A 14,147-nucleotide genomic window follows, 5' to 3' on the forward strand; every position below is an offset into this window, starting at 1 on the left:
ATTATGAAGCAATCACGGGACTACGGTATAACGGAAAAAAATCGACATTTGAAACAGGATCAAATGACCTTTCGTTTAGGAGGCTATTATATAACTCGTTGTTGGCAATGTACCGCCAGCTATTAAATTCAAAACATAAGTTAGAAAAACCCATTTTCCAACCAAACAGGCTGTCTTCTTTAAAGTTAACTCCGCCACCAAGATTAAAATACCTGTATCCGAGTTGTCTACCAATTACGGTAATTTCGTCTGTCAATAATTTTGCAGGTGATTCGAATAGATGGGTTGTTCTGGTAGCGAGGAGATGCACCTGCATTATTTCATTTGTACAAACCACAATAGCACCCGAAATGGCAATGTCATCCTTGTACACCAGAAACAGTTTTGCGTCAAATTCATCCGACGAAAGTAGCGCTACAAAATAAGCATCATTAAAAAGATAATAATCTTTGGCCCCTACCCGCATCATGTTTTCGGTGTAAATTTCAGAAAAGACAGATGCGTCTTTTATATCGGTAGAAACCCTAACTTCATAATCGCGCTTTCGCAGACGCCTTATTTTTTCTTTTACACTTTTCCGGTAGCCTGCGCGCTGGCTTTCTATTGTTGTAGTTAAATCTATCGCAACAGTTCTTCCATTAGCATGCACACCAGAAAATTTTTCCATTAACCTTTTTTGATTAAAAAATGGATGTAGCCTAGAAAATACTGTTACATTTTGTCCTGTTTCTAAAAATTCAATAAAGGAGGCTTTAAAACGTTCCATGAAATCGTCATCAAGAAAGTTAAAATCCATGTTCGAAATAGGTCCAGTATATCCGTAAACAGAGGTAAAATCAAAAAATCCGGAACCTGGAATATTTCGTTTCAGGAGCGGAAAAGCGATGTAATTTTCATTTTCTTCATATACGAATAGTATTGGCAATCCGCTCTTATCTAAAGAGTGATAATACCAGGTATGATAAAAATCGTAGTGCATAGCATGCTTTACATAATCAGACCATTCTTGTTTGTCGTCAATTGTAATAATCTTTCTCATTTTGAGGCTATTAATTTGGTGAAAATTAAGTTAATGGATTAATTGAGAGCAAGTATAACAGAAGAGTTAATTACCATTTTTATAAAATCTGATTGCTGTGAAACGGCTTGAAAACCAACTTTTTTATAAATAGAATAAGCGGCCAAGTTATCTGAATGTACTTCTAGAAATATATTTTTGAGATTGAGGTTATAAAAGGCGTAGCGTAGCAGAGTTAATGAAGCCTTGTATCCAATACCTTTTCCCCAGTATTTCTTTTCGCCTATAAACAGGTGAAACTCGGCGGTTTCGTTATCGATATCAAGCAGCTGAATATTGCCTACATACTCGTCTGTGTTTTTTATGCAGATTGCAAACCGTTTTTCGTTGGCTAAATTCAATTTATTTAACAACCATTTTTTTTCAACTTCAACTGTTATGGGATCCTTTATCACAAATTTGGTGTATGACCATACTTCAGGATCATTTCTCCACTTGTAGGATACATCAGCATCTTTCAGTGTTAAGGGTCTTAAGTAAATTTCAGTGTTCATATGAGCGGTTTTAAAGCATTAACAATGATATTCATATCGGCAAGATTATAGCGATGGTCTATAGGCAATGAAACAAGATTTTTAACCAAAAAATATTCATAACTATCAGCATCTGCCCATTCGTAAACATTTGGCCAGTAAGTTGCTACAAATATTTTTTTTTGAATAAGCTGCTGTTTTACAGACGGATTCTTGAGTAATAGAGGATAAACCATTGGAACATCTTCTGCCGAAAAACTGAGTTTTAAAAGGTTATGATCTCTTAGGTATTGATGCAAAAACGAAAAATTTTCTCTTCTGCGATCTGCACATTGCTCATAGTCTATGCCAGCCAATATCGTTTCTGTTAATACCGACATCTTTTTGATCTCGTTATTACGCAAAACATTGTTGTTATTGATGTAATCTGCGTAGCCCTCCTCGATATTCATATCAATACTCTTGATGAGATGCGAAAAACGATCTACTGATTGATCTTGTGTTAAATTCAAACCTAACTTGGTCGATATATTGAGATAAGCACCATCAGGAACTCCAAAAAATTTTCGACACGAATAAAAAGTATCACAGTTATCAATCGGTTTACAAAAAAAAGCCTGAGCGTTATCAATAATTAGGTTCTTGATTTCTTTACACAGTTTTTTAACGGTTTCTGTTTTAACACCAAAGTAATTCGTGTATAACAGGCAACTGCATTCGTCGATTTCGAAATTTATAATTGGATCTAAATTTTCATCGATATGATAAAAATGATAACGTACGTTTAGTTTTTCGAGGGGCTCCAATAAAACCTCGCAAGTATAGTATGGAAGATATATTGTGGTATATTTCCTAACCCTTAATACATATTCCAATGCATTTCGAGCTGTATTTAATGCGATTAAATCTGGATAAAAGACTTCCTGTTGTGATAGTTGAAGCGCTATGTAACCACCAATAGTTTTGGTAAGATGCGTTTGATTTTCCATAGTGTAATCTTCTATCCTTGATCTGACTTGTACATCCTGCTTTCTACGGGCCTGTAGTACTCCTGTAAACTTGCCGGAACTCTGGCGTTGTAGCCTATTATTTGTCTTAAATCGTTATCTATTTTTTCTCCGAACTCGTATCCTAAAAACCTTGGATAATCGAATTGCTGTTTAATATAAGGCTTGGTAAATCCTAAGGTTAATGCTCTGCGCTGTTTGCGGGTAAAATTAATACCACCAGCATGCCAAATATTAGAATCGAACAGTATAATACTCCCCTTTTTAGCTACAGCTTGTTCAGCAAAGGCTTTAAAATGTTTTTCTTCAGGCTTCATATCCAACTTATGGGAACCAGATAAAAAATGGGTAGCGCCATTAAATATGGTAAAATCATCGAGTACGATAATCATTTGAATCATAAATTTAGATTCGCGGGAAAACGAACGTACGTCGCGATGGATATTATGGATATAAGATCTGCTCTTTTTGGTGCTAGTTACCCCATTTATTCCATTAAGAATATAATTTCCACCCAAAAAATCACGAATTTCCCTGTCACAGTACAACTTACTCAAAAGCTCGATAGCGAAATTATCCCGCTCAAGCAAATGATGTAGTGTACCTTCCATATTTTCTTCAATTCCATTTAAAACCTGTAATTCTCTTCTTAAAAGGTACGCGGTTTCGAATCCTGTGGTAATTTCTGAAATGAGTTTGTGATTGATTGCCTTTTCATAGACAACCCATCCGTACTCATCTATAGCACCCCTAAAATCGGATAGAGTGGCTAGTTTATAAATAAATGTATTCTTCACAGTTCATTGTTTTTGAGATGGTTAGTGTTGTTTAGTCGTGTTTGGTTTTAACTGTATAAATTTTGAAAGGATAAAAGTTGATTTGTGCAAAATATTTTAAGAAGCAACAGATACTCCTATCCTGACCCATTCATAATTGAGCCATTCGATAAGCTTTAAAATCAACTATATTTTTTATAAAAAGCAGTAAATTTGACGCGTTGCGATTATTGGAAATTCCACAGCAAATAGGTGTCGGAGTTTTTTAGTACAATGAACTCGGATTCCACCTAAATTTAACTAAGTTTAACCCTTAGTCATACTCACTTTTATACTCAGATTTTTATGGCAAATAAAATCACAAAAATGATTAGCGTATTATGGTACAATAATATTTTTTCAACATTGTGGCATAATCTAATTTTAGGTTATTTTCCGAACATTCGATTAATCGTTTATAAACGGACAAAAGTTTCCCTTCATCAAACTGCCAAATTAGACATCAAAAGGCGAGTCCAGGTAGGTTCTGCCTGGGAGGGTACTAATTATAGTTCTTCTACTTTAATGATTGCAGAAAACGGAAAAATGACCGTTCATGGTGATTTTGATTTTCATACAGGAGCCTATATAGCTGTAAATAAAAATGCTGTATTAGAAATAGGGAGCGGTTATACAAATAATGATGTCGATATCTCATGTTTCATTTCTATCAAAATAGGGAATAATGTTGCCATCTCTAAGGGCGTAATTATTCGAGATTCTGACAACCATGAAATTGGTGAAGATGGTAAGGATATTAGTAAACCAATTGAAATAGGTGACAATGTTTGGATTGGTCTGCGAGCAATTATTCTAAAAGGTGTTAAAATAGGGAACGGTTCTATTATTGCAGCTGGATCTTTAGTAAACAAGGATATTCCCGCAAATTGTTTGGCTGCAGGAGTTCCTGCTAAAATAATTAAAGAAAATATCAGCTGGAAATAAGCTTCAAAATGTTCTATATATTAAAAAAAAGATACGTAAAGGTTTATGATGCAACCTGCATTATTTTTAACATCTGTGCGTTTACCAGATTTACGTCAAACTTTTGTTGGGCAAGGACTCTTCCATTGCGACCATTTAAAATTATATCCATTGTATTGGAAAGGTAATACTTCATTGAATTAGCTAAAGCAGAGATATCTTTAACAGGAATAAGAAAACCGTTTTTTTCACCAGGTAAATCTGTTACGGTTTCTCTGCAACCAGTTGAATTGCAAGTAATGATAGGCCTCCCCATTGCCATGCCTTCTAATAAACACCTTGGCACTCCTTCCCCATAGTATGAAGGTAAAACTACTACAGAGGACTCTTTTATGTAAGTTTTAACATCATTCACTTCTCCCATATATTCAATAATATCACCCAATTTAATTTTCTGATATAACTCCTCTCCAATGGCATCTATATTATCATCATACGACCCAATGAGCTTAAATTTGGCGTCTGGAAAATTTTGTTTAACCAATTTTGCAGCTTCATAAAATTCTTTAATGCCTTTTGCATTGATTAATCTGGAAATCATTAAAAAACTTATATGCGCTGTTTCTGGTTCCGAATAAACATAATCTGTTAAATCTACACCAGACCCATTTACCACATGCACTTTATGCTTTAAATTAATGATTTTCTCAACCAAAAGTTTTTTGCAATCATCTGGGTTTTGAAAAATTATATCAACCCTTTTATTAGCTGCTAGGCTAAACTTCAATAACATCTTGGTAATCTTACTCACCAGGTTCTTCTTTGTTTGCGAATCTGTAAAATTATATCCCAGCCCGGTTAACATGGGTGTTATACGTTTAACTCTACATAATTTAGAAATTAGTGTTCCATATATTATCGGTTTGAAAGTATAAGGAAAAAATATATCCGGTTTAACTGTCTTAATTAGTTTATATAAGCTAGCGATATATTTAAGATCAGATAGAACCGAAACATTACTTCCCTTTAGATCATTCTCATGAACAACTACATTTAACTTTTTTAGCGTATCGGCAACTGATTTCTGAAGAATTTTTGGGGTAAAAACATGAACCTGATTACATTTTACCAATTCCTCTATTAATTTACCTCTAAAACCTAATAAGGTATGGGAAGAATCGCAAGCTATTAAAACTTTTTCCATCGTATTAAATATTATCCAATAATAAAAATGTTAAAGAACAAAGCCACCTATTGCTAGGTGGCTTTACTATTAGGTTAAGAAATCTATTCTTAATTATCTTGGTCCTGCTCCTTTTGTCACAATCGCAGGAACATCTTGTGCTGCATTTAATGCTGCTTTGTATTCGTAATTTGGTGCCCAATTACCAGCTGGAGTAGTGATGTTATTGGCCTCACAATTAACATATACATTGGTATTTGCGCCTGTAATGTAACCCGGAGGATCTCCCGCTAAATCTGTAGAGATAGGCATTTTACAATTTGAGAAATAATCATTGTCTGTACGTACATTTCCGCCTGCACGAGCTCCAACCGAATAACCATTATTATTTAAATGATAGTTATTGAACATGTGTACGCTTCCGTAATTCATTGTTGGTTCGCGCTCTGAAATATTGTACCAAAAATTGTGGTGTAATGTTACATGTAATCTGCCAACATCAGTTCCTTCAGATTTTGAATTTATACCCGAACTAATTAGCACTGATAAAACCTGATCGTGAAATTTGTTCCATGATATCGTTACATAATCAGATCCTCTGGCAACGATAACATCTTTACTGTAATAATCATATCCATGATCACGATCCACTGAAAACTCACAATGATCTATCCATACGTGGTGAGCGCCTTCGGAAATGGTAACTCCACCATAGGTTATATAATTGCTCATTTTAAGATTTTGAATAATAACATTACTTACTCCTGAGCCTAAAAGCTGAAATGATGCACCTTCAACTGACGCTCCTGATAAACCAATAATTGATTTGTTAGACTTTACGTAAATTGGATCAACGCCAGCTCCTTTTATCGCACCAGAAATGTAGACAATTTTTGGATTGTTATCACCCTCAAGTGCACTTTTAAGCGCTGATAATGAACTTACAGTAACCGTAGAACCTCCCTGACCACCTGTTGTTGAGCCGTTTACGGTAGCATAGCCTAAAATTAACTGGCTTGCATCCGAAGATCCAGGATTAGTTGGTGCGGTGTTATCGGGTGTAGTGATTGATGTATTTCCGGTAACAGAATAGGTATATTTTCTACCATTAGTTAATGGATTCGAGTTATCGGATGCTGAAAAATATAAGTACCCCGTCCAATGGCTAAAACGCCCCTTACCTACATTTCTAATATCATCGTGTAGCGAATGGGCTGGTCCGATTTCAACACCATTTTCGTAAACTTTTAAAATTGATGCTGAAGGTTGGTTTCCTGAATCACTTGTTATACTCGGATCAATTGGAACTCTATAAGCAAAGCCTGAATCTTTTTTGCCTGTGCTTACATCAATTCTGGTTAGGCCGGTAATCCCTTTACCTACCGCACTTATTGCATTAGTATCACTAATAGCTTCAGTATTGTCGAGAGGCGTTAACGATTCACTCCCTTCTTTTTTACAATTACTGAAACCAATAATTATTGTTATTAATAAACTGGGTAAAATCACTTTGTTAAATAATCTTTTTTTAGACTGCATATTTGAATTTTGTTTTAATTTACCCCTCTAACGCTAAACGTGTAAGTTGTATATTTTCAAAAAATGCAGTAGGTCAGATATTTATGTATTTTTTTCAAGAAAAAAAAATACGATTATTCTTTGATCATCAGTCAGTTAAGTTTTTTTGATTATTCGTTTTTTTAAAAAAAATATAAAGTTTTACTTTTTTACGATATGACATGAATATGACAATCTGTTTCAATTTTCACACTTTTTAAGTCGGTGTTTACACTTTTTCCATAATAATTGTGAAACCAATTCACAAAATTGTAAACCCCTTTCTTTACAGAAACCACTGGTTCATAACGCAAGTTATTTTTTAATGGATCGATATCTGCGGAGGTTGAGCTTACATCACCATCTTGCATCGGTAGTAAGTTTTTTATTGCCTTAATTCCTGTGTGTGTTTCAATTTCGTTTATAAAATCCAGTAAACTTACTGGTTCACCTCTTCCGATATTATAAACGGCATAAGGTGCGCTTGAACTAGCAGGATCTGGACTTTGATCGTTCCAGTTTGGATTTGCTTTCGCCGGATTATCAATAACACGCACAATACCTTCAACAATATCATCAACATAGGTAAAGTCGCGTTTCATATCTCCATTATTAAAAACTTCAATTGGCTTTCCCTCCAAAATGGCTTTTGTAAACATAAACAATGCCATATCGGGGCGTCCCCATGGTCCGTAAACAGTAAAGAACCTCAAACCAGTTGTAGGTAAATCGAATAAGGAACTATAAGCATGTGCCATTAATTCGTTACTTTTTTTAGATGCGGCATACAGCGACATTGGATGATTTACACTATCATGAGTGCTGAAAGGCATTTTTTTATTCATTCCATATACACTCGATGAGCTTGCATAAAGCAAATGGCCGATTTTAAAATTCCTGCAGCATTCCAATACATTTAAAAAACCTTTAATATTGGTATCAATATATGCTGAAGGATTAGTAATGCTATAGCGAACGCCAGCTTGCGCAGCCAAATTACACACTGCGTCGAATTCAAACGTTTCAAAACACTCGTTTAATTTTTCGTTATCGCATATATCTAGTTTTACAAAAGTGTAATTTGGGAATTTTGCACTTGTTTGAGGCGTACCATATTTTAAAGTACTAACATCAATTCCCGTTTCGATTAATCTGTCATGCTTTAGATTCACGTCATAATAATCGTTGATATTGTCTATACCAACAACGGTGTCTCCTCGTTCTAACAAGCGTTTAGCCAAATGAAAGCCGATGAATCCGGCGGTACCAGTAATTAAAATTTTCATAACAGATTATGATTTAGTTTATTTTTAAAGAAAAATTTTTGACATAGAAAGTGGGACCAGATTGCGTTTGCAACCTGGCATTTATCAAAACCCTAAACTTCAGCTATATGGCTTGAAGAAGAGATTGTGCAAATATTTTGGGACTTCTCTGCTCCAAATAAGCCCTAACGGCTTCACCAGGAGCTAAATTTGAATTGGCTATTGTATTCAACATTGCGTTAGCTAATGCATCGACATTTTCAATTGGTACTTTTGAAATATCTGGAATGGCATCAATTCCACCAGCGCAAAATGTGGTTACGATTGCTTTATTTAAAGCCATCATTTCCAGTAGTGTATTAGGAAAGCCTTCCTTTATAGAGGACACCACACACAATTTTGCTATTCTGTAATATGGCATGGGATTGGCAATATGTCCTTTAAAAATGACTGAATTTGTTAAATTGAGTTCCTTTACCAGCTCCAATAATTTATCGAGTTCCCTTCCCTCACCTAAAATTAAAAGTTTAAGATCCGGGTAATTGCGATGAACTATGCTAAAAGCCTTAATTAGAATGTCAAAGCCTTTTTCAGGTATAAGTCTGCCTGCGGCACATATAAATTGCAGCTCATTTTCCTCAAGTGTTATAGTATTTTTTGCCTGCTCAAATAAAGTTGGCAGATCGACTGGATTAGGCTGAACAAGCGTTTTTCTTTCGTTGATAAAACGATTGTGCTCCAACAGCTGCTCTTTCATTAAATCGGTCTGGCAAATTATTAAATCGGCTCCAGGATACCCTAGCTTGTAGATTAAGCTATATAAATATTTTTTGAATCCGGAAAACCTTGTAAATACTGAGGTACACTCCCTTACAACCAATTTTGATCTTAACCATCCCATCCGCTTAAAAAAGCCTAAATAAGCATTTAAGTAAGGATGTGTACTCATTACTACTTCATCCCGCTTAAATGCTCTTATTAAAACAACGAGTTTTAAAAGGCCAATGAGAATATTGGTATTAGATAAGAACCTCGAAGCTATATTTGAAGGTATAACTAACCGGGATCCCTTGTTTCTTTTCAAGAAAGTCAATTCCCCATTAATTGCAACTGCCATTTTTAATAGCACTTGTTCTGCCCCATTTGGTTCGTCAGTTAAAGAAATGACCTGAAATTGCCTATGATTAGTGCTCATATACTATTTGTAAAATTTATCAAACACTAACTTTTCGTGCCAGTTTTTTAAAAGGGGTAGTAATATTAAACACTCTTCTCTTCCCATCAACTACAATTTTATCCTTCGTAAAACTTATTTGATGTATACCTCTTTTATATGTTTCATCGGGTAAAATTTCAAAAACTGTTTCAGTTTGATACTGGCTTTCGGTTAAACTTATTACCTTGTTCATTTGTATAGAACCTCCATAACAGGTTGATGAATTTTGCGTTGGCCGATACATGATGCCTCCCACACAAAACAAATTACCAGCACCTCTGCAAGCCTTGTTTTCAACAAGTATGGGGTTTAATTCATGTGGAAGGTAATCCCCATCGATATGGTTGGAATAATAAATGAATAACTGATTATTTATTCCTGACACACTAGTAAACAGCCAATATTTACCTGAGTAAAAAATAATTGAAGAATCGACAAACTGTTTACCCTCAACAAGGACTTTTTGTTTTTTTAGCTTTGTGGGATTATTTTTATCAACCTTGTATAGTCCTATTTCCAATGATTCAGAAGTTTCTGGGATACAAAATAAATCTTCGTCATTTTGTAAGAGATATGGATATGACAAATGAATCTGGGAAGGTGTAATTCCGCTAATATTTTTCTTTGTTTTAAAATCAAAATTCTCCATCATCATGATTTTCCCTTTCCCCTGCCAAAAATTTAGTTCTTCATAATAAATTTTGATATTATTTTTATCCTTTATAATAAAAGGATCGGCAGCGTAATCCACATTATCTTCTTTTAGCCAATTTACTGAGGAAAGTTTTTTGTTCGCCACCAGCTCTTCTATGGATTGATCGACAACACCAATATTCCATTTGTCTATAGCGAAACACTTTATAAATAAATTATATATACTAACAAACATGAGCGTACTTCGATTTATAATAATTTAGATAACAAAACCATTAAATAAGGTATGTAATCATTCTCCTTTTTTAACTGTCCTCCAAAACTGCTTTTAAATTGGTTGATATTAGCCAGGGCCTGATCTTGTATATCAGTGGCATAACCCCCTAAATCATATGTTACAAACCCCACTTCCTTAAAATATTGTATATCTGCAAAATGGAGCAATCTATTTGCTCTACCGATTATTGCCCGAATATTGGTGCCATCTTCATTTCTAAATAACGATGATGAATGCAGCAATCGGGCTCTCTTCGAATGCTTATCGATAACATAACTATGCATTACAATATCAACATTATCATAAGTAGCTTTAGTAATCAGCAAGTTGGAGTTGTAGCTCTTTAAATTTTGGTATTTTAATTTGGGAAGCTTTTTAGTTTCGGAAAACTTATTGTAGAAAAGAAGGAATGCCTCGATATCTTCACCAACTGATGTTGTAACGCCATCCTTTAATGCTCTTCTAATTTCGTAATTGGTATTCTTATCAAAAGCATTTTGGATATCAGAGATATTCTCAGTCAGATCGATAATTTTGGTATGAAATAACTCCTTTTTAAATCCAAATAAAGGTTTGTGATAGTGGCTTTGTTTGTAAATTGTAGTTAAACAGTTCCAGGGCGTAGGTTTGTCACTGTACCAGATTACTTTACGGCTTAAAAAGGGTAAGACCTTTAATTTAATACTTAGCATATATTTTCAAGATTAGTATAGTGATCAGGCTAACGCTAACTGATTTTTCACGCTATTTTTTTGACCTTTTAACCATTGTGAAAGCACCAATAATTTCCAGATTTGTGCTGATCGATTCCATTTTCCGGTTAAATGTTCTCTAATTATTTCTTGTGTTTTCGGTACATTAATACCCGGAATATTTTTGAGATCGTTTTCGGAAAGATTGTCCATCAGGTAATCCTTTAATTCGCTTCTAAACCAGGTAGCCAATGGCATGGTGAACCCTGCTTTTGGTCTGTCAAAAAAGTGTTTCGGCACATGCTGATACAATAAGTCTTTCAAAATCCGCTTCTGAATGCCATTATTGTACTTAAAGCTAGTGGGTAATGTGCGTGAAAATTCGATTATGCGATAATCCATTAACGGAGAACGCGACTCCAGTGAAAAAGCCATGGAGGACCGATCGACTTTGGTATTTATATCACCATTTAAATATGTTTTAATATCAAAATCAGAAACTCGCTCTAACAAAGGTTTATTTGGGTTATTTAAAATCCGCATCATGCCTTCGTCTAATTTCAAATTCTTTTCTAATAACCATGAGTTCTCTAAAGTACCCAGCATATTTGTATATAAATTCTCAATTTTATCGATGGAAATACCCATCGCAATCAGTTTGTGTCGATATTTTGGTGATAGATGAACCAGTGATGCAATCGCTTTGCGCATCCCTACCGGAAGGTTAAACAAAAAATTCACATCATTTATCCATCTATAGCGATGATATCCTAAGAAACCTTCATCGCCGGCATCACCGCTTAAAGCTACCGTAACATGATTTTTCGTGTATTTACACAATACCAAAGAGGGAATTGCGCTCGAATCAGCAAAAGGCTCATCATAATACCTTGATATATTTTCTATCAAATCTATCCCTTCGTTGTAGTTACAGGATATAGTGTGATGATCTGTGCCTAAATGTCGGGCTACTTTTTCGGCATAGCGACTTTCGTCAAAGCCTGATTCGTTAAACTTTATAGAAAATGTTTTAACCCTATCTACATGTTTTACAGCTAATGCAGCAATCAACGATGAATCTATACCGCCAGATAAAAACACCCCTAACGGTACATCAGCAAACAATCTTATTTTTACGGCATCATTTAATAAATCAGACAATTGATGTTTCGCATCTTCATAAGTACCGGTAAAACTATTACCTGCCGAATAATCCAGGTCCCAATATCTTGAAATTGCTAAATTTCCGCTATACATATCGAATTTAAAACTGCAACCTGCTTCAAGTTTTTTAACCTCGTTATAAATTGATTTGGGCTCGGGAACATAACTCCACATCAAAAAATCGTGTATCGCTGTTTCGTCTGTTGATAGATCTCGGCCGATATTTATTTGACTTACCTGGCTGGCAAATTCAAAAGACTGACCCGAATGGGAATAGTAAAAAGGCTTTTTCCCAAGACGGTCTCTGGCACCAAATAACTCTTTGGTAATTGAATTGTAGATAACAAAAGCAAACATGCCATTGAAATGCTTAACACAATCAGCTCCATAAGCCAGGTATGCTGCGCAAATTACTTCAGTATCTGAGGTTGTATTAAATTCATAATTCTTTCCAGCAAGTACTTGTTTAATATCTTTGTAGTTAAAAATTTCGCCGTTAAAAACAATTCTCAGATGCTGATAGGTGAAAGGCTGATTTGATCGGGGATCAAGATCTATAATAGATAACCTGTTGTGACCTAAAGTAATACCATCATAATGTCTGAAGGCAGAAAAATCTGGTCCGCGGAAACTTACCCGATCCAGCTTTTGAGCAATTACCTCATCCGGATACCTGAATGTTGACCCATAAATTCCACACATAACTAATGTTTTATAAGTTCTAGTTTATTATAATAGGCAGCAGCATATTTTGTTGCCGAAATGCTGATATGGTATTTTGATTTAAAATCGTTTAGGCTATTTTCTTTGATCGATTCTTTATTTTTAAAAAACATCGATGTTTTCAATGCTTCATAATAAGATTTAACCGTATTGTCTACACTCAAAAATCCGTTAACTCCATGTTCAATCATGTTTTTAATGCCTCCAACCGGAGTACAAACCGAGGTGCAGCCAACAGATAAAGCTTCAATCAATGAGATTGGCATACCTTCGAAATCACTCGATAAGCAAAAGGCATCAGCTACGCTCAAATAATCTCCAATATTATCTTTTGCACCTAAAAAGGCTATGAATTTATCGTTATCAACCTTTTTTTGCAGAATATCATATAGTGCTTCATTTTGTACTTCACCAATGATCAATAGTTTACATTTTTGTTTTTCTGTTTGATTAAAGTATTGAACCGATTCGATTAATAGCTGTTGATTTTTTTCACTTGAAATTCTACCAACATGAACCAAAAGAAAAGCACTTGACTGTGACTTGTATTCGGAGACGAGAGCATTGTAGTTACCTGTAGTTTTTAAGCTGTTGCGTCCGTTCTCTATGATGATGTCGTTATTGAGCTGGTAATAATCTTTAAAAGTTTGACTTCCATTTTTGGAAATGGTAACTGGTACAACCCAGTTATTTTTATATAAAAGCTTTCTAATATTTTTTACTGTGCTATTTGTACACTCTGTATTTGCTGTTGAATGGATGGTATGAAAGAACTTAGTAACATGATTAAGTATTCGATACGGTATCGCATATTCAAACGAATTGGTGTGCGTACTCACTATATCGGGCTTAACTGCATTTAACCACCTCGTAAGTTTCAAAATAACCTGAAAACTAAAGCCTGGTTTTTTGTTAAATGAATAATAATGAACCCGGTCACTTACATCGTTTATAAATGAGTTGGAATCTTCGTTTTCGGCAAGTGATAATAAATGAACCTCATTTTGATCGTTTTTAGCCAGTTCATTACATAAATCAACAACAAAACGCTCGGCGCCACCCTTTCCTAATGAGGCAATAATATGTACAATTTTAATTTTATTCATGATGATAGAGAGA

Annotated in this window: 13 protein-coding genes; 1 reads left to right on the forward strand and 12 read right to left on the reverse strand. The window is 34.7% G+C overall.

Features of this window, described 5'->3' with window-relative positions; genetic code table 11:
- Position 1 precedes the first annotated feature (1 nt).
- Genes HWV58_RS07030 through HWV58_RS07045 form a run of 4 tightly spaced genes read right to left on the reverse strand, consistent with a single transcriptional unit; the run spans position 2 to position 3,355 of the window.
- On the reverse strand, positions 2-1,039 hold the full coding sequence (locus HWV58_RS07030) for a GNAT family N-acetyltransferase (protein ID WP_175633404.1): 1,038 nt from the start codon (positions 1,037-1,039) through the stop codon (positions 2-4).
- Between the two features lie 38 nt (positions 1,040-1,077).
- Positions 1,078-1,572, reverse strand: coding sequence for a GNAT family N-acetyltransferase (locus tag HWV58_RS07035; protein WP_175633405.1), 495 nt, complete (start codon positions 1,570-1,572; stop codon positions 1,078-1,080).
- Complete coding sequence (locus HWV58_RS07040) at positions 1,569-2,540, reverse strand: aspartate aminotransferase family protein (protein WP_175633406.1); 972 nt, start codon at positions 2,538-2,540, stop codon at positions 1,569-1,571. The genes HWV58_RS07035 and HWV58_RS07040 overlap by 4 nt, the downstream gene beginning before the upstream one ends.
- 11 nt (positions 2,541-2,551) lie before the next feature.
- Positions 2,552-3,355 (reverse strand): phytanoyl-CoA dioxygenase family protein, encoded by an 804-nt coding sequence (locus tag HWV58_RS07045; protein WP_175633407.1) that lies wholly within the window; start codon positions 3,353-3,355, stop codon positions 2,552-2,554.
- A gap of 324 nt (positions 3,356-3,679) precedes the next feature.
- On the opposite strand from HWV58_RS07045, the gene HWV58_RS07050 reads away from it, so the two are divergent.
- The gene (locus tag HWV58_RS07050) at positions 3,680-4,318 is read left to right on the forward strand and encodes an acyltransferase (RefSeq protein ID WP_175633408.1); all 639 of its coding nucleotides are present in this window, start codon (positions 3,680-3,682) and stop codon (positions 4,316-4,318) included.
- 43 nt (positions 4,319-4,361) lie between these two features.
- Here the strand turns inward: HWV58_RS07050 and HWV58_RS07055 are convergent, their stop codons facing one another.
- From HWV58_RS07055 to HWV58_RS07090, 8 genes are all read right to left on the reverse strand, one after another.
- Positions 4,362-5,501: a glycosyltransferase family 4 protein gene (locus tag HWV58_RS07055; RefSeq protein WP_175633409.1), complete on the reverse strand. Its 1,140-nt coding sequence runs from the start codon at positions 5,499-5,501 to the stop codon at positions 4,362-4,364.
- Between the two features lie 93 nt (positions 5,502-5,594).
- Positions 5,595-7,019, reverse strand: coding sequence for a pectate lyase family protein (locus HWV58_RS07060; protein ID WP_175633410.1), 1,425 nt, complete (start codon positions 7,017-7,019; stop codon positions 5,595-5,597).
- Positions 7,020-7,207: 188 nt separating this feature from the next.
- Positions 7,208-8,323, reverse strand: coding sequence for an NAD-dependent epimerase (locus HWV58_RS07065; protein WP_175633411.1), 1,116 nt, complete (start codon positions 8,321-8,323; stop codon positions 7,208-7,210).
- Positions 8,324-8,426: 103 nt separating this feature from the next.
- Entirely contained in the window at positions 8,427-9,497 is a 1,071-nt protein-coding gene (locus HWV58_RS07070; RefSeq protein ID WP_175633412.1) for a glycosyltransferase, read from the reverse strand.
- Positions 9,498-9,516: 19 nt separating this feature from the next.
- Complete coding sequence (locus HWV58_RS07075) at positions 9,517-10,407, reverse strand: glucosamine inositolphosphorylceramide transferase family protein (protein WP_175633413.1); 891 nt, start codon at positions 10,405-10,407, stop codon at positions 9,517-9,519.
- 14 nt (positions 10,408-10,421) lie between these two features.
- Complete coding sequence (locus tag HWV58_RS07080) at positions 10,422-11,141, reverse strand: hypothetical protein (protein WP_175633414.1); 720 nt, start codon at positions 11,139-11,141, stop codon at positions 10,422-10,424.
- Between the two features lie 24 nt (positions 11,142-11,165).
- Complete coding sequence (gene asnB / locus HWV58_RS07085) at positions 11,166-13,007, reverse strand: asparagine synthase (glutamine-hydrolyzing) (protein ID WP_175633415.1); 1,842 nt, start codon at positions 13,005-13,007, stop codon at positions 11,166-11,168.
- 2 nt (positions 13,008-13,009) lie between these two features.
- The gene (locus HWV58_RS07090; protein ID WP_175633416.1) at positions 13,010-14,134 is read right to left on the reverse strand and encodes a glycosyltransferase; all 1,125 of its coding nucleotides are present in this window, start codon (positions 14,132-14,134) and stop codon (positions 13,010-13,012) included.
- Between the last annotated feature and the right edge of the window lie 13 nt (positions 14,135-14,147).

Origin of the sequence: Pedobacter ghigonis (assembly GCF_903166585.1) — a bacterium.
Taxonomy (GTDB): Bacteria; Bacteroidota; Bacteroidia; order Sphingobacteriales; family Sphingobacteriaceae; genus Pedobacter; species Pedobacter ghigonis.